Annotated in this window: 20 protein-coding genes; 13 read left to right on the top strand and 7 right to left on the bottom strand. The window is 65.1% G+C overall.

Annotated elements, in window-relative coordinates:
* Positions 1-3 precede the first annotated feature (3 nt).
* The gene (locus A5658_RS04175) at positions 4-1,239 is read left to right on the top strand and encodes a cytochrome P450 (protein WP_067331462.1); all 1,236 of its coding nucleotides are present in this window, start codon (positions 4-6) and stop codon (positions 1,237-1,239) included.
* Positions 1,240-1,241: 2 nt separating this feature from the next.
* Here A5658_RS04175 and A5658_RS04170 read toward each other — a convergent pair whose 3' ends face one another.
* The 4 genes from A5658_RS04170 to A5658_RS04155 form a co-directional block, all read right to left on the bottom strand.
* Positions 1,242-2,600: a 13E12 repeat family protein gene (locus tag A5658_RS04170; protein WP_067331460.1), complete on the bottom strand. Its 1,359-nt coding sequence runs from the start codon at positions 2,598-2,600 to the stop codon at positions 1,242-1,244.
* Between the two features lie 111 nt (positions 2,601-2,711).
* Positions 2,712-3,482: an alpha/beta fold hydrolase gene (locus A5658_RS04165; RefSeq protein ID WP_231997204.1), complete on the bottom strand. Its 771-nt coding sequence runs from the start codon at positions 3,480-3,482 to the stop codon at positions 2,712-2,714.
* Entirely contained in the window at positions 3,454-4,611 is a 1,158-nt protein-coding gene (locus A5658_RS04160) for a Zn-dependent alcohol dehydrogenase (protein WP_067331458.1), read from the bottom strand. Before A5658_RS04160 ends, A5658_RS04165 begins: the two co-directional genes overlap by 29 nt.
* Positions 4,608-5,831 (bottom strand): cytochrome P450, encoded by a 1,224-nt coding sequence (locus tag A5658_RS04155; protein WP_067331455.1) that lies wholly within the window; start codon positions 5,829-5,831, stop codon positions 4,608-4,610. The genes A5658_RS04160 and A5658_RS04155 overlap by 4 nt, the downstream gene beginning before the upstream one ends.
* 98 nt (positions 5,832-5,929) lie before the next feature.
* Here A5658_RS04155 and A5658_RS04150 point away from each other — a divergent pair, with 98 nt between their 5' ends.
* The 3 genes from A5658_RS04150 to A5658_RS04140 are packed head-to-tail and all read left to right on the top strand — an operon-like array spanning position 5,930 to position 8,480.
* Positions 5,930-6,289, top strand: coding sequence for a Rieske (2Fe-2S) protein (locus A5658_RS04150; protein WP_067331453.1), 360 nt, complete (start codon positions 5,930-5,932; stop codon positions 6,287-6,289).
* On the top strand, positions 6,286-7,338 hold the full coding sequence (locus A5658_RS04145) for an amidohydrolase family protein (protein WP_067331451.1): 1,053 nt from the start codon (positions 6,286-6,288) through the stop codon (positions 7,336-7,338). Before A5658_RS04150 ends, A5658_RS04145 begins: the two co-directional genes overlap by 4 nt.
* Complete coding sequence (locus A5658_RS04140; protein ID WP_067331449.1) at positions 7,335-8,480, top strand: amidohydrolase family protein; 1,146 nt, start codon at positions 7,335-7,337, stop codon at positions 8,478-8,480. The genes A5658_RS04145 and A5658_RS04140 overlap by 4 nt, the downstream gene beginning before the upstream one ends.
* On the opposite strand, the gene A5658_RS04135 is transcribed toward A5658_RS04140, so the two are convergent.
* The gene (locus tag A5658_RS04135) at positions 8,477-9,100 is read right to left on the bottom strand and encodes a hypothetical protein (protein ID WP_156751249.1); all 624 of its coding nucleotides are present in this window, start codon (positions 9,098-9,100) and stop codon (positions 8,477-8,479) included. The genes A5658_RS04140 and A5658_RS04135 overlap by 4 nt on opposite strands.
* On the bottom strand, positions 9,097-9,834 hold the full coding sequence (locus tag A5658_RS04130) for a hypothetical protein (RefSeq protein ID WP_067331446.1): 738 nt from the start codon (positions 9,832-9,834) through the stop codon (positions 9,097-9,099). The genes A5658_RS04135 and A5658_RS04130 overlap by 4 nt, the downstream gene beginning before the upstream one ends.
* A 130-nt stretch (positions 9,835-9,964) precedes the next feature.
* Between A5658_RS04130 and A5658_RS04125 the strand changes: the two genes are divergently transcribed.
* Positions 9,965-11,101 carry an acyl-CoA dehydrogenase family protein gene (locus A5658_RS04125; protein ID WP_067331620.1) on the top strand — a complete coding sequence of 379 codons (1,137 nt, stop codon included), beginning with the start codon at positions 9,965-9,967 and terminating at the stop codon, positions 11,099-11,101.
* A complete protein-coding gene (locus A5658_RS04120) occupies positions 11,101-12,360 on the top strand; it encodes an acyl-CoA dehydrogenase family protein (RefSeq protein WP_197503037.1) in 1,260 nt (419 codons plus the stop codon). Before A5658_RS04125 ends, A5658_RS04120 begins: the two co-directional genes overlap by 1 nt.
* On the opposite strand, the gene htpG is transcribed toward A5658_RS04120, so the two are convergent.
* Entirely contained in the window at positions 12,357-14,288 is a 1,932-nt protein-coding gene (htpG, locus tag A5658_RS04115) for a molecular chaperone HtpG (RefSeq protein ID WP_067331443.1), read from the bottom strand. The two genes, A5658_RS04120 and htpG, sit on opposite strands and share 4 nt — an antisense overlap.
* A gap of 313 nt (positions 14,289-14,601) precedes the next feature.
* Here htpG and A5658_RS04110 point away from each other — a divergent pair, with 313 nt between their 5' ends.
* The 7 genes from A5658_RS04110 to A5658_RS04080 are packed head-to-tail and all read left to right on the top strand — an operon-like array spanning position 14,602 to position 20,462.
* The gene (locus tag A5658_RS04110) at positions 14,602-15,465 is read left to right on the top strand and encodes a mycofactocin-coupled SDR family oxidoreductase (RefSeq protein WP_067331441.1); all 864 of its coding nucleotides are present in this window, start codon (positions 14,602-14,604) and stop codon (positions 15,463-15,465) included.
* A 50-nt stretch (positions 15,466-15,515) separates the two neighbouring features.
* Positions 15,516-15,839: a DUF4286 family protein gene (locus tag A5658_RS04105; protein WP_067331615.1), complete on the top strand. Its 324-nt coding sequence runs from the start codon at positions 15,516-15,518 to the stop codon at positions 15,837-15,839.
* A 32-nt stretch (positions 15,840-15,871) separates the two neighbouring features.
* Positions 15,872-16,810, top strand: coding sequence for a thiamine pyrophosphate-dependent dehydrogenase E1 component subunit alpha (locus tag A5658_RS04100; RefSeq protein ID WP_082992940.1), 939 nt, complete (start codon positions 15,872-15,874; stop codon positions 16,808-16,810).
* A 4-nt stretch (positions 16,811-16,814) separates the two neighbouring features.
* Positions 16,815-17,813, top strand: coding sequence for an alpha-ketoacid dehydrogenase subunit beta (locus A5658_RS04095; RefSeq protein ID WP_067331437.1), 999 nt, complete (start codon positions 16,815-16,817; stop codon positions 17,811-17,813).
* Positions 17,806-18,048, top strand: a complete 243-nt coding sequence (locus A5658_RS04090) for a lipoyl domain-containing protein (RefSeq protein ID WP_067331613.1) — start codon at positions 17,806-17,808, stop codon at positions 18,046-18,048. The genes A5658_RS04095 and A5658_RS04090 overlap by 8 nt, the downstream gene beginning before the upstream one ends.
* 6 nt (positions 18,049-18,054) lie before the next feature.
* Positions 18,055-18,927 (top strand): enoyl-CoA hydratase-related protein, encoded by an 873-nt coding sequence (locus A5658_RS04085; protein ID WP_067331435.1) that lies wholly within the window; start codon positions 18,055-18,057, stop codon positions 18,925-18,927.
* Positions 18,928-18,929: 2 nt separating this feature from the next.
* On the top strand, positions 18,930-20,462 hold the full coding sequence (locus tag A5658_RS04080) for an acyl-CoA synthetase (RefSeq protein WP_067331433.1): 1,533 nt from the start codon (positions 18,930-18,932) through the stop codon (positions 20,460-20,462).
* The last annotated feature ends 3 nt before the right edge of the window (positions 20,463-20,465 follow it).

Raw genomic sequence — 20,465 nt, 5'->3', positions numbered from 1 at the left:
CCGATGAGCACACCGACGATAGACGACGCCGGCAAGGTGCTTGCCGACCCGCAGGCCTACACCGACGAGGTGAAATTGCATGCGGCACTGGCGCATTTGCGAGCGAATGCTCCGGTCTCCAAGGTCGAGGTGCCAGACTACAAGCCGTTCTGGGCGATCACCAAGCACGCCGACATCATGGACATCGAGCGCAACAACGTGCTGTTCACCAACTGGCCGCGCCCGGTGTTGACGACGACCGAAGGCGACGAGCTGCAGGCCGCCGCTGGAGTTCGCACGCTGATCCACCTCGACGACCCACAGCATCGCGTGGTGCGGGCGATCGGCGCGGACTGGTTCCGGCCCAAGGCGATGCGGGCGATGAAAGTCCGCGTCGATGAGCTGGCGAAAAACTACGTCGACAAGATGCTCGCGGTGGGGCCGGAATGCGACTTCGTTCAGGAGGTCGCGGTGAATTACCCGCTGTACGTGATCATGTCGCTGCTGGGGATCCCGGAGGCCGACTTCTCTCGCATGCTCAAGCTCACCCAGGAGCTGTTCGGAAGCGACGACAGCGAATTCAAGCGCGGTAGCAACAACGAAGATCAAATACCGGCTCTTTTCGACATGTTCAACTATTTCAACGGCGTCACCGCGGCGCGTCGGGAGCATCCGACCGAAGACCTGGCATCCGCGATCGCCAACGCCCGCATCGACGGTGAGCCGCTGTCGGATATCGAGACGGTGTCCTACTACCTGATCGTCGCGACGGCCGGCCATGACACCACCAGCGCGACCATCTCCGGCGGTCTGCAGGCCCTGGTCGAGAATCCCGATCAGCTCCACCGGCTGCGCGACAACCTTGAGCTGATGCCACTTGCCACCGAAGAGATGATCCGATGGGCCACTCCGGTCAAGGAATTCATGCGAACCGCCAGCGAGGACACGGAGGTGCGTGGCGTGCCGATCGCGGCGGGGGAGTCGGTGCTGCTTTCGTATGTGTCGGGCAATCGGGACGAGGATGTCTTCACCGACCCGTTCCGCTTCGATGTCGGCCGCGACCCTAACAAGCATCTGGCGTTCGGATACGGCGTGCACTTCTGCCTGGGCGCGGCATTGGCCCGCATGGAGGTCAGCAGCTTCTTCTCGGAGTTAGTTCCGCGGCTGAAATCGATTGAGCTGGCCGGTGATCCAGAGTTCGTCGCGACGACGTTCGTGGGTGGACTCAAGCACCTACCGGTCCGCTATTCGCTGCGCTGAGTCTAGTCGGGGTCGTCATCGTCTGCCCGTAGCAGTTTTTCCGGGTGGTGGTAGGTGTTGACCCTCGGTTGACCGCGGTCGAGGTGGGGTGGTGGGATCCATTGGGTTTGGTAGCGGCTGTTTTTGCGGGTGGTCCAGCCTTGTTCGGTCATGGCGTGGTTGGGGTGACAGGTCAGGGTCATGTGGTTGACGTCGCTGATCGGGTTGGTTCGGTAGGGGTCGTCGTGGTGGACTTCGCACTGATAGCCCGAGACGTCGCAGCTGGGGAAGGTGCAGCCACGGTCCCTGGCGTGCAACACAATTCGTTGCGCTGGTGAGGCCAGGCGTTTGGTGTGATACAGCGCCAGCGCTTTGCCGTGGTCGAAGATCGCCAGGTAGTGATGAGCGTGCTGAGCCAGGCGGATGACATCGGACATCGGCAGTAGCGTGCCGCCGGCGGTCAGGCCACGCCCAGCGCCCTTCTCCAGCTCCTGCAGCGTGGTGGTGACGATGATCGATGTCGGCAGGCCGTTGTGTTGCCCGAGATCGCCGGAGGTCAGTAGGGCGCGCCCGGCCGCGACGAGGGCGTCGTGATTACGTTGGGCGGCGCAGCGGGTGTCGCCTTGGATGGCTTCTTGTGACGGTGTGCCACTGACGCAAGGGGTTTCATCGTCGGGGTTGCACATACCCGGTGCGGCCAGCTTGGCGAAGACGGCGTCGAGGGTGGCGCGAGCTTCGGGGGTCAGCCAGCCATTGATCGGGCTCATCCCGTCGAGGTCTTGGCGGCCAATCGTCATGCCGCGGCGTTTGGCGCGGTCGACGTCGGTGAAGTCGCCGTCGGGGTTGAGGCAGTCCATCAGCTTGTCGGCTAGCTTGGCCAGCTCGTCGGGGCGGTGCTCGCGACCCAACCGGGCCAGTTGCGCTTCGGCTCGCGCGCGGGTCTCGATGTCGACGAAGTCGGGAATCCGCTGCCAAAACGACCGGATCACCGCGACATGCCCGGCGCCGAGGTCGCCACTGCGCTGCGCGGCAGCAGTCGCGGGCAACACCGGATCTAGGGGTTCACCGTTCAGCGAGCGCCGCTGACCGAGCTCCGCCGCCTCATGTACCCGCCGTGAGGCCTCGGCCCGGGTTATCCGGAGACGATCCGCCAACACCGGAGCCAGTTTCCCGCCCAACTCACTGGTCTCAATATGAGTCAGTTCATTGAGCAAGGCATGCTCGAAGGCGGGCTGCCAGCGCCGGAACCGTTCCCAACGCTCCAAAACAGCCAGCCGCTCGGGGCTCGTCAGCGCATCGAACGTCAAATCCAAGGCGCGCTTGTAGTCGTCCTCGAGCGCGTCGAGGACCTCGACGATCTCCTCACGACTACTCGAACGCATGTTCGAATTATAGCCACTCGGACCGACACGTGCAGAAAGTTGTCCACACGTGAAACTAAAGTGGCACAAGTGATTTGGGTCGAGGGACAGTCGCCGAGGCGGGCTAGCGGGTCACGAATACAACCGGCACCGGTCGAGCAGGATCTCGGCCAGCCGGCGGGGCTCGGTGATCATCAGGTCGTGACACGTGTCGATGGGAATCAGCGTCTGCACGCCGCCGAGCGCGGCGACGCTGCGCAACTGTGTGCTGCGGGACAGGGCGTGATCACGCAGCGTCAGGATCCAGGTCCGCGGAATGTCGGCGGGAAGATCACTGCGGTCGACCGCCTCGGTGATGAGCGTCGTTGCCTCAGGGTGAATCCGCGACAGCGTGAACCGGCGTTGCGCCCGCGTCATCCCATTGCAGAAGATCAAGCGGCTCAACAGATCGGGTGTGACCGAAGGGGGCCGTCGTAAACGAACCGCCCGGCGGACATACCAGGCCAACGGTCCGACGAGCGTGTCGACGATGGCGGTGCCCTGCACGGGCACGGAGGCGGCGGCCAGGATCATCTCCCGCACCCGCGCGGATCCCAGCTTGGCCGCCATGCCGGGCACCGTCAACCCGGCCAGCGAATGCCCGACCAGGATCACCTGGTCAAGACCCGCCGAGTCCACTTGCGAGACCGCCGATCGCACGCAGTCGGCGATGCCAACCGTGGTCAGATCCCCGGGAGTCCCGCCGTGGCCCGGCATGTCCACGGCCAACACCGGCAATTCCAGTGCCAGACGGCGCAATTCGTCGACAACCAGATCCCAGCAGTCAGCCGAGTGCTCGCCGCCGTGGACGAGAACCAGGGCTGGCGAGTGTAGGTCAGGCCACCCCGAAATCGATAATTCCACGGACGATTTCACCGTTCAGCAGGTCGGCGTAGGCATCGTTGATGTCGTCGAGACGGTAACGCCTGGTGATCATCTCGTCGAGCAACAGCTGGCCGCTCTGATACAGCTTGGCCAGCCGGTCGATGTCCGCCTTCGGGTTACACGAGCCGAAGATCGTGCCCGCCAGCGTCTTGTTCATCAGGATGAATTCCTGCAAGTTGATCTTGACCGAGTGGGTCAGCTGCGACGTCATCCCGGTCAGCACGCAGGTGCCGCCCTTGCGGGTCAGCGCCACCCCATCGCGGACGTCTTCACGCGCCATCAACGACGGCGATACCACCACGGCGTCGGCCATCACGCCGTCGGTCAGGCCCCGTACCAGATCCATTGCCTCCTCGGCCGATCCCGCGCTGTGCGTCGCGCCGAACCGCAAGGCCGACTTCTGTTTGAACTCAACGGGATCGACGGCGACGATCTGCGCGGCCCCGTTGATCCGCGCGCTCTGAATGGCGGCCGTGCCGATCCCGCCGACGCCGATCACCACGACGGTGTCGCCGGCCCGCATGTTGGAGCGGTTGGAGACCGACCCGTATCCGGTCGGGATCGCGCACGACAGCAGCGCGCTTGGCGCCAGCGGAAGATGCTGCTCGATTTTCACCAGTGACCGGGTGGAGGCCACCGTGTGTTCGGCGAAGGTGCCGACCTTGGCGAGGTGTCCGAGGTCGCGTCCGTCGGCGGTGTGATGGCGGAACGTGCCGTCGGTGGGCATGCCCGGAATCATCGTGCCGATGCCGGCGTCACAGATGTACTCGGCTCCGGTTGCGCACCAACGGCATTGGCCGCAGACCGCCACGAATGACATCACCACGTGGTCGCCCGGTGCGAACTCGGTGACGCCGTCTCCGACCTCGACCACGATGCCCGAACCCTCATGCCCACCGATGGTGGGGAACATGCTCGGTAGCCCCATCGACTTCATCACCTCGTTGGGCGCGGACATGTCGCCCTTGAGGATGTGATCGTCGGAATGGCACAGACCGGCGGCGGCCATCTTGACCAGAACCTCGCCGGCCTTCGGGGGATCCAACTCGAATTCCTCGACAGACCAAGGCCCGCCGACGTCATGCAGGATCGCGGCGCGGCTTTTCACGAGACCGGGGTGAAGGTCACGGGCAGGCTGTTGGGCGAGCGGAACGTCACGCCGACGATCCGCGTCTCGTCGTCGGGCTCGAGCCTGAGATTCTCCACCCGATCCAGGAGGCTGTTCAGCATCACTCGGGTTTCCAAGCGCGCCAAGTGCATTCCCAGACACATGTGGATGCCGCCGGCGAACGCGATGTGCGGCTGGCGTGGCCGCTGAATGTCGAAGGTGTTGGCATCCGGCCAGCGACTCTCGTCGCGGTTGGCGGATCCCATACACAAGTCGACCTGTGCGTTCGCGGGGACTGTGGTGCCGCTGATTTCGACGTCTCGCGTCGTCGTGCGCATCACCATGGTCAGTGGGGTCTCGACCCGCAACCCTTCTTCGATGGCGGCGGGGATCAGCGACCGGTCGTGTTGCACCATCGCCAACTGCTCGGGATGGGTCAGCAATAGATAGAGCAGGTTGCCCGACGACCGGTACGTGGTCTCCAGTCCGGCGGGTAGCAGCAGCCGCAAGAACGCGATAATCGCTTCGTCGTCGAGCTTCTCGCCGTCGATTTCCGCGGTGCACAGATCGCCGATGATGTCATCGGTCGGCTTCCTGCGTCGCTGCTCAACCTGGTCGGAAAAGTAGCTGTGCAACTCGGTCGCGGCGATCAATCCCGCCTCGATGTCGGTCTGGATCGAGATCAGGCCGAGCGACAGCCGCCGGAACGTGTCGAGATCTTCACGGGGCAGCCCGAGTAGCTCGGAGATGATCCGGGTGGGGAACTCGAACGTCAGCGCCTTGACCAAGTCTGCGTGCCCATCGGCTTTGATCTCGTCGACAAGTCGATCGCAGACCGGCCCGATGACCGACGGTTCCCAGCGCTCCAGCGCCGTGGCCCGGAAGGCCTTGGCCACCAGGCTGCGATGGTCGTGATGTTCCTTCCCCTCCATCGCCAGGATGGTGTGTCCCATCACCAGCCCGATCGTCCTGGCGTAGGCGGCCGAGGTGAAGGACTTCTCTTCGCGGAAGGCCTGATGAACCCCGTCGTAACCGAAGAGCACCCATTCGTCGTCCGGCTTCAGCTCCGGCGGCATCAGATCGTTTTCCATGAAACTGCCGTGGAACACCGGATCGGTGCGCCGCATGTACTCGAAGTACGGGTAGGGGCTGGTCTGGCCAGTGGTGTCGAGGACGACCGGTTGATCCCCAACATCTGATACTTCGGTGCGCAGCGTCATTGCCGCTCCTTCGTGACCGGGAATTTCGCTATCATAGTATAAATAGCAACGAAGCCCAATGGCTTGTGGCGGTTACCGTAACGAGGACAGTATTAACTGTGGCTGAACGTCGACTCGTGTGCTCGCTCGACGACTTGCCGCCCGGCGAGATGAAACTCGTCGATGTCGGCAAGTTCGGGGTCGGGGTGTACAACGTTGCCGGGTCGCTGCACGCGATCGTCAACTACTGCTCCCACGAAGGCGCGCCGTTGTGCGAGGGCCTGATTGGTGGCACCAACGAATTCGACCCGGACGAACCCGGTGGTGTACGTCGGATCAAAGACGGGCAGATCGTCCGATGCCCCTGGCACAACTGGGAATTCGATGTCACGACGGGACAGAACGTGGCCGATCCCAAGCGACGGATCCGCACCTACGACGTCGACGTCGCCGACGGAAAGGTGTACCTCACCGCATGATCATCGACACCAATGTCCAGCCGCATTTTCGCTACAACGCCGAGATCCGGCGCTATCTGCCGGCCGCGCACAAACTGCGGTCCATCCCCGACGTCGAGCCTCAGTGGTACCAGGCGCCGGGCGGAAACTACCGCCAGGACCTCTACGGCGAGCACTATCCCGGATCGGACCGCGAGACCGTCGCCCGGCATCTGTTCGACGAAGCCGGCGTCGACTACGCGGTGTTGAACCCGTTGACCCGCGGCAACATCGCCGACTATCTGCTCAACAGCCGCATTTGCGCCGCGGTCAACGACTGGCTACTGGACCGCTGGCTGGAACCGGACACCACGAACCGCTTCCGCGGCACCATCCGGGTCAACCCGGAGGATCCCCGCGGCGCGGTCGCCGAGATCGAACGCCTCGCCGCGCACCCCAAGCTGGTGCAGGTGGGCGTCCCGCTGCAATCCCGCGAGCCATACGGCAAGCCGATGTTCGAGCCGATCTGGGAGGCCGCCGCCGCGCACGGGCTCCCGGTAGCCGTACACATCAACGGCGGCAACGGCGTCGACTATGCGCCGACATTCGCCGGCCATGCCGGCACCTATCCGGGCTACGCGGCGTTCATGCCGCTGAACTACTTCGTCCACCTGGCGACGCTGATCGTCGAGGGAACGTTCGGGCGCCATCCCGGGTTGAGGTTCGTCTTCGCCGACGGGGGATACGACATCCTGACCCCGCTGATGTGGCGGCTGGACACCTTCTGGTTGTCGATGCGCGATCAGACGCCCTGGGTCGATCGCTATCCCAGCGACTACCTGCCCGACCACGTCCGGTTCTGCACGTCATCCTTCGACGGCCCAACGGATCTCGGTCAGATGCAGCGCTGGATGGAGTTCTCCGGAAAGGCCGATCTGCTGATGTACGGATCGGGTTACCCGCACTGGTCTTCGTTCCCACCCGAGGACGCCGCCGGCGGACTGGACAGCACACAACGCGACAACGTGCTGTGGCGCAACGCCTCCCAGCTCTACGGACTCACCGCCCCGATGGAAGGGAGCATCCGATGACCATCATCGAGCGGGCCGAACCGCACACCGAGGAAGAGATCGCGGTCGCCATCGTCGACACCGACGTGCATCCGATGCCGGTCTCGACCGACGTGCTCAAGTCCTATGCGCCGCCGGAGTGGGTGGACAAGATCTGGCCCACCGGCAACGCGGTCACGCCGCTCCCGCACTTCTACGACACTCCTGACTCGTACAAGACGATGTCGATGCGGGTCGACGCGGCGCCGCCCGGCGGCGGCTTCGCCGGAACCGATCCCGACTATGCCGCCAAACAACTGCTCGTCGACGCCGGAGTCGGTATCGCCACGCTGGAGCCGATGTGCGATGCGCAGTTGCCGGAGGCCGAGCACGTGCTGAAGGCCACCTACAACGACTGGCTGGCGGACGTCTGGCTGGACCGCAACAACGCCCACGGCCGCTGGCGAGGATCGATCAGCGTCACCGCCCAGGCGCCCGAATTGGCCGCCCGCGAAATTCAGCGGTGGGCGGGACACCCGTACATGGCGCAGGTCTTGATGACGCCGCAGACGCGCGGAATCCCGTTCGGCAACCCGCATTTCGATCCGCTCTACGCGGCGGCTTCGGCCAACGGGCTACCGGTGGCCACGCACTTGATGGGGCAGACACCGTTCGAGCTGATTCCGATCTACCCGGTCGGCAATCCGGCGCACTGGCACGACTTTTTCGCGTCGTGGCCGCTGCTGTACGTCTCGCATTTGATGAGCCTGGTGTTCGACGGCGCCTTCGACCGGCACCCTGGCCTTCGGGTGGTGTTCGTCGAGGGCGGCTTCACCTGGGCCATGCCGGTGATGTCGCGGATGGACCGGATCTGGGAAGCGCGGCGCGGCGACCTGCCGCACGTGCGGCGCCGGCCGTCGGACTATGTCCGCGAACACGTCCGGTTCACCACGCAGCCGCTGGAAGACACCGACGTCAAACAGTTCCGCGAGTACCTCGAGATGATGGACCTCGGCGACAACCTGATGTTCTCGACCGACTATCCGCATTGGAGTTACGACGCGCCGACCTACGCGATCAACCGGTTCCCCGCCGCGCAGCGGGAGCGGATCATGCGCGGCAACGCCACCGCGTTGTATGGGCTGCCGTCGACGGTCAAAGCCCTGCCCGGGGAGCGCGTCTAGACGGGGTCGAACTTGGTGATCAGCCACTGGCCGTTCACCTTGGTCAGCGTGACCTTCACGGTGCTGGACGCCATCGACGGATCCGGTCGCTCCGTGCTGGTCGTGACCTGGTTGACGAAGACCAGCACCGTCGCCGAGTCAGGGTGAAGTTCGGACGCGGCCGCGCCCATCACTTGAGCGGTGGTCGTCACCCCTTTCGTTCTGGCGGCCGGCGTCACGACCTGCTTGGTGAAGTCGTTGTAGTAGTTCAGGAAGTCGCCGCTGAGGTGAGATTTCGCAGCGGCGAAGTCTTGGTCGAGGGTGTCGGGCTTGTACGACAGCAGGGCCACGGTTCCTTCCTTCGCCGCGTTGACAACGCGCTGCGCGACCGCGTCGTCCGTCTGCTGGTCGGGCCGGTACTGCGTGAAGTACAGCCATCCGGCCAGTCCGGCGGCGGCCAACAGCGATAGCAGCAATACCAGCGGCACCACTGGGATGGCGGTGGCCCGGCGCCGCACCTCGCCGGTGCTCTTGTCGTCGGAGGTATCGGTTTTCACCGAGTCTTCCGCGCTGTCGGTCGGCTTGTCGATCTCGACGCCTTCGGTCGGCTCGAGGTCTGTTGTGGTGTTGTCGTCGCTCACAGCACGAACTCCACTTTGGACAGCTTCAGGTCGTCGCCGTCGTGCACCACGCTCACGCGAAACCGGAAGGTCCGCGGTTGGTCTTTGGCGCCGGCGATATTGGTGACGCTCTCGTTGGCCAGCACCAGAACGACCGCGGAGTCTTTGGTCATCGATTCGACCGCCGTCGCTGCGACAGATCCTTCCGTCACCACCTTGGAATCCTTGACGACAGACTCGAAATCTTCTGCGCGCTTTTGGAAGTCGTCCTTGAACTCGCCGGTGGCGGTGTCCAGCACGCGCTGCACGTTCTCCTTGGCCTTGTTGTAATCGAGCGATGTCAGGTTGATGACGCCTTGTCGCGCGGTCGCGACGTAGGCGGCGGCGCGCTCGCGGTTCTGCACGACGGTGCGGTGCTCCCAGAACATCCAGCCGCTGGCCGCCAGGAATCCCACGATGCCGACGATCGCGGCAACCGACAGGGCCAGTGGCACGTTCACCCGCCGCTGGGGGGTCGATTCACGTTCCGGGGTTTGCGCCGGCTGCGCCTCGGCTTCGTCGGCTTCCGGGGTCTCGACCGTCTCGGCCGCCTTGCTCTGCGCCTCGCGCCGCAGCTTGATGGCCTTGGCGCGGGCGCGGGCTGCCGCCGCGAGGGCCTCGGCCTCGGCGGCCTCCGCCTCGGCTTGCTCGGCCAGCGCGATCGCATCCAACTTCGCCTTGGCCGCGTCCTGCGACTCTTCGTCGGCGTCAGCCATGGCGCGCGCGGCTCCTCACAGTCATTATCGATTGCACTCCGGTATCTCTTACGGTATTGCTCATTGCTACCATCGGGTCACCAGCGACCAGCGATTGGGACGCACGGTCAGGAAGGTCTTCGCCAACAGCATGACTGCCGTCGATTCCCCCGAAAAGATACTCTTCGCCTCCACCACCCAAGCTTTTCTGCAAAAAGAGGTTCCGCTGACTCGGGTGCGGGAGTTGCACTCTGCGGGCATCGCGTTCGAGCCGGCCTGGTGGCAGCGGGCCGCCGAACTGGGGTGGACGGCGTTGCTGGTCCCCGAGGAACTCGGCGGCGGCAGCGTCTCCGGTGACGGGTTCGCCGACTTGGCAATGGTCGCCGAGCAACTCGGCAAGACCGTGGCTCCCGGACCGTTGTTTCCGGTCAGCGTGGTGCTGGCCGCGTTGGTGGAATCGGCCGAGCCGCAAGCGCATGCGGAGACCATCGAATCGCTGATCGCCGGCGAGACGGTCGCGTCGTGGGCCGTGTACGAGCCGGGACAGGGCTGGGCCCCGCACGAGCCGACGGTCACCGCGACCGCAACCGACTCCGGGTATCGCATCGACGGCGTCAAAGACCGGGTGGAAGCCGGCGCGCAGGCCAATCTGCTTCTCGTGGTCGCGCGCACCGACGACGGCGTCCAGCAGTTCCTGGTTCCCACCGACGCCCCCGGCGTGCACATCGAGCCGCAGCAGTCCGTCGACATGGTCAAGCAATACGCCCGCGTGCAGTTCGACGGCGTCGCGGTCGACCGCGCCGCGGCACTCGGAGGCATGCCCGACATCGACCGCCAAAGCCAAATCGCGCAGGTGCTGCAGTGCGCCGAGGTGGTCGGCATTCTGCAGACCGTCTTCGACTTCACCGTGGCGTGGGCGCTCGACCGGCACAGCTTCGGTCGTCCGCTGGCGTCCTATCAGGCCCTCAAACACCGCTTCGCCGACATGAAGATGTGGCTGGAGGCGTGCCGGGCCACGACCGCGGCGGCGGTCACGGCCATCTCGACGCGCGCGGCCGACGCGTCCTTGTCGGCCAGCATCGCCAAGTCCTACGTCGGAGAAATGGCAGGAGAAATCATCCAGGCCTGCGTGCAGATGCACGGCGGCATCGGTGTCACCTGGGAACACGACCTGCACGTGTATCTACGGCGAGCTGCCTTGTACCGCTCCATGTTCGGCACCCCGGAGGAGCACAACCTTCGGGTGTACGCGCTGCAGGACGCGGGACAGCCGCCGAGGTCGGCGTGATGACCGAGACAGCCGGCTCCGTGACGGACACCGAGACCATCGACGAGTTCCGGGCGCGGGCGCGAGCCTGGCTTGCCGAGAACATGCCGCCGATCGACCCGGCGCATCCACCGGCGGCCCACCGCGACGAGGAGCGCTGCTGGCAGCGTGCCCGTGAACTCCAAAAGCGGCTCTACGAAGGCGGATTCGCCGGTATCTGTTTTCCCCGCGAGTACGGCGGGCTGGGCCTGGACTACGAATACCAGAAGGCGTTCAACGACGAGAGCCTCAGCTACGAGATGCCGCTGATTCTCAACACGCCGACCTTCACCATCTGCTGTGCGACGTTGCTGGACACCGCCAGCGAGGACCAGAAGCGCCAACACATCGGTGCCGCGCTGCGAGGCGACGAGGTATTGGTCCAGCTGTTGTCCGAGCCGAGCGGCGGTTCAGACCTTGCCGGCGTGCTCACCCGTGCCGAGCGGGACGGGGACCGCTGGGTGCTCAACGGCGCAAAGACCTGGAGCACCAGCGCTTTCAGCGCCGACTACGGCCTGTGCCTGGCCCGCACGAATTGGGATGTGCCCAAACACGACGGTCTGACGATGTTCCTGGTGCCGATCAAGCATCCCGGAATCACGTTGCGGCGCATCACCCAACTCAACGGGTCGACGGAGTTCTGCGAGGAGTTCCTCGACAACGTCGACGTCGGTGACGATGCGGTGGTCGGCGAGGTCAACGACGGGTGGTCGGTGGCGTCGCGCCAGCTGTACCACGAGCGGCGCGCGGTCGGGATGAGCTCGGAATTCGCCAGCGGCAGCGGCAGCGAGGGCGGCCGCTCGATGCCGGTGAACTACGCGCGGCTGCTCGCCAAGATCGGGCAGTCCGACAACGAGCGGCTGCAAGAGATGGCCGGGCGTGCACTGGTACACCGCGCGGTCAGCGACCAACTCGGCGCGCATGTGTTCCACCGTGTGAACGACGGCTCGTTGCCGCCCGCCGCCGGAACGCTGCTGCGGCTATTCCACGCCGAGACAGTCACTTTGGAGATGGACGCCGGGCTGGCGATCACCGGGACGGCCGGGGTCGTCGGCGCCGAGGGAGACGGCTTGGAGACCGGCCTTCGCTACCTGTCCCGTCAGACCGTTTGCATCGGCGGTGGCACCAGCGAGTTGGCACGCAATGTGATCGGTGAGCGGGTGCTGAACTTCCCGCGCGAGTACGCCGCCGACCGCGGCGTGCCGTTCAACCAGGTCAAGCACGGCAAAGCCGACCGCTAGACGGTGCGGGCCAGTCGGTTGGTCAGCAGTTCGGCGAACCGGGCCGGATCCTCGGGCGCGTTGCCCTCTGCGAGAAGAGCTGCGCCGTACAGCAATTCGGCCGTCTCGCCGTTCGCCGGATCGTCGCCGCGATCTTTGTGGGCCTGCTGCAGGCCGGTGATCAGTGGATGGGTCGGGTTGATTTCCAACGTCCGCTTGCCTACCGGGACGTCCTGGCCGGTGGCCCGGTAAATGCGGGCCAGCGACGGGGTGATGCCAAAAGCGTCGGTGATCAGGCAGGCCGGCGAGTCCGTCAGCCGGGTCGACAGCCGCACCTCCTTGACGTGGTCGCTCAGCGTCTCGGTCAACCACGTCAGCAGGTCGGCGAAGTTCTCTTCCTGCTCTTTGCGTTCGGCTTCGTGCGCCGACTTTTCTTCCTCGGTGTCGAGGTCGACGTCGCCCATCGCGATCGACTGCAGCGGCTTGCCGTCGAACTCGGTCACCGAACCCAGCCAGATCTCGTCGACAGTGTCGGAGAGCAGCAGCACCTCGTAGCCCTTGGCCTTGAACGCCTCGAGGTGCGGTGTGTTGAGAATCTGCTGGGGGGACTCGCCGGTGGCGTAGAAGATCTGTCGCTGGCCCTCTTTCATCCTGGAGACGTATTCGGCCAGCGTGGTGAGCTGGTCCTCGCTGTGGGTCGAGGCGAACGAACACACCTCCAGCAGCGTCTCCTGGTTGTCGAAGTCCCGCATCAGGCCTTCTTTGAGGACCTTGCCGAACTCACCCCAGAAGGTGCGGTAGTCGTCGGGCCGCTCGGTCTGCAGCTCCTTGATGGTCGACAGCACCTTCTTGGTCAGGCGGCGCCGGATCGCATTGATCTGCCGGTCCTGTTGAAGGATCTCGCGGGAGACGTTCAGCGACAGGTCCTGGGCGTCGACGACACCTTTGACAAACCGCAGGTATCGGGGCATGAGCTGGTCGCAGTCGCCCATGATGAAGACACGCTTGACGTACAACTGCACACCGATGGCGGCGTCGGGCTCGTAGAGGTCGAGCGGGGCACGCGATGGAATGAACAGCAGCGCTTGGTATTCGAACGTGCCCTCGGCCTTCATCGAGATGACCTCGAGCGGCTCGTCCCAGGCATGCGCGATGTGTTTGTAGAACTCCTTGTACTCCTCCTCGGACACCTCGTCCTTGGGCCGCGCCCACAGCGCCTTGCCCGAGTTGAGGGTCTCGACCTCCTTGGTGACGGTCTCTTCGCCGTCGACTTCTGAGCGCTTTTCGACCTCCATCCGGATCGGCCAGGCGATGAAGTCGGAGTACTTCTTGACCAGCGTCCGTAGCTTCCATTCCGAGGTGTAGTCGTGCAGCGCGTCCTCGGCGTCGACCGGCTTGAGATGCAGCGTGACCGACGTGCCCTGCGGGGCGTTTTCTACGGAGGCAATGGTGTAGGTGCCGTCGCCGCTGGACTCCCATTTGATGGCCTCGCTGTCGCCCGCCTTGTGCGTCAACAGTTCGACCTTGTCGGCCACCATGAAGGTGGAGTAGAAGCCGATGCCGAATTGGCCGATCAGCTCCTCGGACACCGCTGAGTCTTTCAGGTTCTGAGCGTCCCGCAGCTGCTGGCGTAGTTCGGCCGTCCCGGACTTGGCCAGCGTGCCGATCAGATCGACCACTTCGGCGCGGGTCATGCCGATGCCGTTATCGCGGATGGTCAGGGTGCGCGCCGCGGAGTCGACCTCGATATCGATGTGCAGATCAGAGGTGTCGACATTGAGATCTTTGTTTCGGAAGGCCTCGATACGTAGCTTGTCCAGCGCGTCAGAGGCGTTGGAGATCAACTCCCGCAGAAAAGAGTCCTTGTCGGAGTAGACCGAGTGGACCATCAAATCCAGGAGTTGTCGCGCCTCGGCCTGAAACTCCCGTTGCTCGACGCCAGAAGTCATCAGCTTCCCCTCTACCAGTCGGCATTCGAGGGCAGGGTACAGGATGGGCCGTGACCGGCTGTGCCAGCACCTTTCCGGTGTCTTTCCTATCTTTAGTAGAATAGATAGTATAGATTTTCGTCAGCCTGTCCTGCAATGACGCAGCGTCGTGGAAGAGAAGCGATGGAGTTGAACGCTCATCCGGGCCCAATCGTGGGTCGGGTCAGCGCCTCTGTCGCGCCCACTATGACCGCCGCAGCTGCCGGCTCCCTCATCGAATGTCTTGAGCGCCAATGTAGGTCGCGTTCGGCGAGCACATGAGGAAGGATCGGCCATGGGCAGAGTGACGGGCAAGGTCGCGGTCGTCAGCGGGGCCGCGCGAGGCCAGGGCCGGTCGCATGCGCGGACACTCGCCGCCGAGGGCGCCGACATCATCGCGGTGGACCTCTGCGAAGACATCGAGACCAACGAGTACCCGCTGGCCCGGCCGGAAGACCTGGACGAGACCGCTCGGCTGGTCGAGAAGGAGGGTCAGCGCGTCCACACCGAGATCGCCGATGTGCGCGACCGCGCCGCGCTGTCGGCCGCGATCGACCGCGGCGTCGCCGAGCTCGGTCATCTCGACATCGTGGTCGCCAATGCCGGCATCTGCCCGCTGACGGCGGGACTGCCGCCGCAGGCGTTCGCCGACGCCGTCGACGTCGATCTGGGTGGCGTGCTCAACCTGGTGCATGCCAGCCTCAAGCACCTGGAGTCCGGCGCGTCGATCATCGTGATCGGCTCCAACGCGGCCTTCATGTCGTCGATGAACACCACCGGCATCGACGGCGGCCCCGGCGGCGCCGGGTACGCCTTCGCGAAAATCGCTGCCGCGCACTACGTCAACGACTTCGCTCGAGCGCTGGCGCCGTTCTCCATCCGGATGAACGCCGTGCACCCGACGAACGTCAACACCGACATGCTGCACAGCGCGCCGATGTACCGGGCGTTCCGGCCCGACCTGCCGAACCCGACCCGCGAGGATGCCGAACCGGTTTTCCCGTTGGTGCAGGCAATGCCGATTCCCTACGTCGAACCCGAAGACATCAGCGAGGCGGTGTTGTTTCTGGCTTCCGACGCCGCGCGCTACGTCACCGGCCAGCAACTCCGCGTCGACGGCGGCGGCTTCTTGAAAGTGAAGCCGTGGTCGGGCGGCTAAGCCCAGATCAATCAACCAAACTGCAGCGCAAGCGAATTGGAGATCCGAAAGTGCCCAAAGGCGTCATCTACCTGCAGACCATGCCGGTCTCGTCGGACCTCGAGCAGGAGTACCACGACTGGTACAACGACACCCACCTTGCCGAGATCTGTTCGGTGGACGGCATCGTCTCGGCGCGCCGGTTCGCGCCGACCGACGGGAACGGTCCGTTCGTCGCCATCTACGAACTCGACTGCGATGACCTCGACGGGGTGGTGCAGAAGCTCGGCGAACTCGGGGCCAGCGGCAAGATGTCGTCGCTGCAGTATCTCAGTATGGACAACCCGCCGCCAATTCCCAAGGTGTACCGGGAGATTGGCTCCTACACAAAGTGACTGCTGTGCTCGAGAGACGGCTCTATGAGCTGATGGTCTTGATGAAGGCCGCCGACGACCGGCTGTCCAAGGGCATCGGCACCGGAGAGTTCATGTGCGTGTACTGGCCGTCGCGCGGCCAGGAGGCGATCGCCGCCGCGATGGGTGTCGCGCTGCGCGCCGACGACCAACTCGTCACCACCTACCGCGGCCTGCACGACCTGATCGGCAAAGGCGTTCCGCTCGAAGAGATCTACGGCGAGATGATGGGACGCGTCACCGGGGCCAGCCGCGGCAAGGGCGGCACCATGCACATCGCCAAACCGGAGAACGGCGTGATGCTGTCGACCGGCATCGTCGGGGCAGGGCCTCCGGTGGCGGTGGGGCTGGCGATGTCGGCCAAGCGTAAAGGGCTCGACCGCGTGACGGTGGTCAGCTTCGGCGACGGCGCGACGAACACCGGCTCGTTTCACGAGGCCGCGAATATGGCCGCGCTGTGGGACCTTCCGCTGGTCTTCGTCTGTCAGAACAACCTCTATGCCGAGATGACGCCCACCGGCGACACGATGAAGATCGAGCAGGTCGCCGACCGGGCCGCCGGTTACGGCATGCCGGGTGTGCGGGTCGACGGCAACGACCCGCTGGCGGTGAAAGCCGTTCTGGACGAGGCAGTTCAGCGGGCGCGCGCCGGTGGCGGGCCGACGTTCGTCGAGTGCGTGACATTCCGCTTCCGCGGCCACTACTTCGGTGACAGGATGCCGTACATCCCCAAGGAACAACTGGCCGCGGCGCTGGACGCCGATCCGGTGCCGAAGTTCCGCGCACACCTCGCCGAGGCCGGCCTCTGCACCGAGGCGGAGTTGGACGGCATCGACGGCGAGGCGCTGGCGGCAGTGGAAGCCGCGCTGCAGATCGTGATGAATGCCGAGTCGCCGTCGGCCGACGAACTCGACCGCGACGTGTACGCAACCTCGATCAGGTACCCGGTATAAAGCCATGGACGACAAAGAGATGACGATGCGCGAGGCGCTGAACCTCGCGCTGGATCAGGCATTGCAGGCCGATGACCGGGTGTTCCTGCTCGGTGAGGACATCGCCGACCCGGGCGCCTCGGGTCCGACCGCGGGATTGTCGACGAAATACGGCCACGACCGGGTGCTGGACACCCCGATCTCGGAGGCCGCGATCGTCGGCGCCGCCATCGGTGCGGCCATCGACGGGATGCTGCCGGTCGCGGAAATCATGATCATGGACTTCATCGGGATCGCCGCCGACCAGTTGATCAACAACGCCGCCAAGCTGCGGTTCATGACCGCCGGGCGCACCACCGCGCCGATCACCATCCGCACCCAGGTCTACGCGGGGTTGGCCACCGGCGCAACGCATTCGCAGAGTCTCGAGGCCTGGTTCATGCACATCCCCGGCATGAAGGTGATCGTGCCGTCCACACCGTGGGACGGCAAAGGCCTGCTGGCTTCGGCGATATTCGACGACGACCCGTGCCTGTTCGTCGAAACGGTGCGGCTGCAGAGCAAGAAGGGCCCGGTGCCCGTCGACCCCGCCTTCCGGATTCCGTTGGGCCAGGCGGACATCAAGCGGTCCGGCAACGACGTGACCCTGATCAGCTACGGCCGTCCCGTGCACGACGCGCTGGCCGCCGCGGAAACCCTGGCCGGCCAGAACGTCAGCGCCGAGGTCGTCGACCTGCGCACGCTGGTGCCGCTCGACGTCGACACCATCGTCGAATCCGTCCGGCGAACCCGGCGCGCCGTAATCGTCCACGATGCAGTGCAATTCGCTGGGCCCGGAGCGGAGGTCGCGGCGATCCTGCAGGCCGAGCTGTTCGGTGAGCTGGCGGCGCCCGTCGAGCGGGTGGCAGCGAGGTTCGTGCCGAATCCCGCCGCCGCCACGCTCGAGGCTCAGGTCTATCCGTCGCCGCAGCGCATCGTCGCCGCCGCGCAGCGAACGTTGCAGAGGGCGGGTGCGCGTGGCTGACTTCACCATTCGCATCCCGCGGGTGTCGGTCGCGGTCTCCGAGGCCGAGTTGACCGGCCTGCTCGTGCCGGCCGGCGAACACGTCGAGGAAGGCACACCGATCTTCACCATCGCCACCGAGAAGGTGGAACAGGAAATCGAAGCCGGCGCATCGGGCACCCTGCAATGGACCGGCGAGATCGGCACGACTTACGACATCGGCGCGGAAATCGGCGTCATCACTCAGGAAGGGTAAAAGTATATGGACCTCAACGAAACTCGCGAGCGGATCATCTACCAGAAGGATGGTCCGATCGCGAAGATCACCCTCAACTGGCCGGAGAAGGCCAACGCGCAGGACCAGAAACTGGCCGAGGAGGTCGACGCGGCGCTCCTGGACGCCGACCGCGACTACGACATCAAGGTGCTGGTACTCAAGGCCAACGGCAAGGGCTTCTGCTCCGGACACGCGATCGGCAACAACGCCGTCGACTATCCGTCGTTCGTGGAGAACGCGATGGTGACCGGCCACCCGTGGAAGGCGCAGTCGGATCTGTTCGTCAAGCCGACCCTGAACCTGTGGGAGTTCTCCAAGCCCACCATCGCTCAGGTGCACGGCTACTGCGTCGGCGGCGGCACGCACATGGGCCTGACCACCGACATCGTCATCGCTTCCGAAGACGCCTACTTCTCATACCCGCCGCTGCAGGGATTCGGGATGCCGTCCGGTGAATGTTCCATCGAGCCTTGGGTGTTCATGAACTGGCGGCGCGCGGCCTACTACCTGTTCACCGCCGAGGTGATCGACGCCAAGAAGGCCCTGGAGGTCGGGCTCGTCAACGAGGTGGTCAAGAAGGAAGACCTCGACGCCCGCGTGGACGCGATCGCTCGGCACATCGCCCAGGCGCCGCTGACGACGCTGATGCTCACCAAGGCCAACCTGAAGCGGGCCTGGGAGCTGATGGGCATGCGGGTGCACTGGCAGAGCTCCAACGACCTTGTCGCGCTCGCCTCGATCAGCAAGGACGTGCAGCAGCTGATCCAGACCGTGTTCAAGGATAAGGTGCTGCCGTCCGAGCATGCCCGGCGCCAGGCGGCGGCGGCCGCGTCGAGCGACGGCGCGTCGGCTTCGTAGTCGTGAACATCGCCGATCATGCGATCAGCGCCGCCGATTCGCCGGCGCTGATCATGTCCGATGGCGATGTGATGTCCTACGGCGAGCTTTTCGCCAGAAGCAGGCGGGTCGCGGCGGCCCTGCACGATGCGGGGCTGCGTCCCGGCGACGGGGTGGCCCTGGTGTTGCCGAACAGGCCGGAGTTCTTCGAAATCACCTGGGGCTGCCAGCTTTCCGGGCTCTATTACACGGCGGTAAACACCCACTTCACCCCCGACGAGGTCGCGTACGTCATCGACGACTCCGACGCCAAGGCGGTGTTCGTGGACGCCGCGATGGCCGATCTCGCGGCGCATCTGCGTGCCGCCAGCGCCGGCGTCGACGTGCACATCGCGGTCGGTGGCGGCCTGGCGGGCTGGCAGTCCTACGAGGATGCCCTGGCGGCGGCCGGCGAAGCGCCGCCGCGGTCGGACGGGTCGGAGATGTTGTACTCGTCGGGAACCACCGGGCGGCCCAAAGCCGTTCGCCGACCGTTGCCAACTGACGGCAACGGGTCGTGGGCGCAGTCGGTGCTGGAGCTGGCGCTGATCCACAAATACGGCATGACCGCCCAGAGCGTGTACCTGTCGCCCGCGCCGATGTATCACGCGGCCGGGGTGAACTACACGATGGCGGTCAACCGTGTTGGCGCCGCGGCCATCATCATGCGCAAGTTCGACGCCGAAGACGTGCTGCGGCTGATCGAGACGCACCGGGTCACCCACGCGCAGTTCGTGCCGACGATGTTCGTCCGGATGCTGAAGCTGCCCGAGTCGGTACGCCGACGGTACGACGTGTCGAGCCTGCAGTGCGTGATTCACGCGGCGGCGCCGTGTCCGGTGGACGTCAAGCAGCAGATGATGGACTGGTTCGGTCCGATCATCCACGAGTATTACGGCGGGACAGAAGGATTCGCGGGGACCACGATCGGGCCGGACGAGTGGCTGGCCCACCCGGGTTCGGTGGGTATCCCCATGTCTCCGGTGCACGTGGTCGGCGACGACGGGGACGAGGTTCCGATCGGGCAGACCGGTGAGCTGTTCTTCGAGGGCGGGCCGAAGTTCGAGTACTTCAAGGACCCGGCCAAGACCGCGTCGGTATCCAACGACCGCGGCTGGCGGTCGCTGGGTGACATGGGCTACGTCGACGACGAGGGCTACCTGTACCTCACGGACCGGTCGACGTTCACGATCGTCTCCGGCGGGGTGAACATCTACCCCCAAGAGGCCGAGAACCTGCTGGTGATGCATCCCAAGCTGGTCGACGCCGCGGTGTTCGGGGTGCCCAATGACGAGTTCGGCGAAGAGGTGAAGGCCGTCGTGCAGCCGGCCCCCGGCGTCACCGCTGGATCCGACTTGGCGGCCGAGCTCATCGAATATTGCCGAACCCACCTCGCGGGCTACAAGTGCCCGCGCACAATCGAATTCGACGTCCTTCCGCGTGACCCGAACGGGAAGCTGTACAAGAAGCGTATCCGCGAACGGTATTGGCAGGGGCGGGCGTCCCGGATCGTATGAGGT

It is taken from the genome of Mycobacterium sp. 1245111.1, assembly GCF_001673405.1.
In the GTDB taxonomy this organism is placed as follows: domain Bacteria; phylum Actinomycetota; class Actinomycetes; order Mycobacteriales; family Mycobacteriaceae; genus Mycobacterium.
This window is presented reverse-complemented; position numbering and strand designations above follow the sequence as displayed.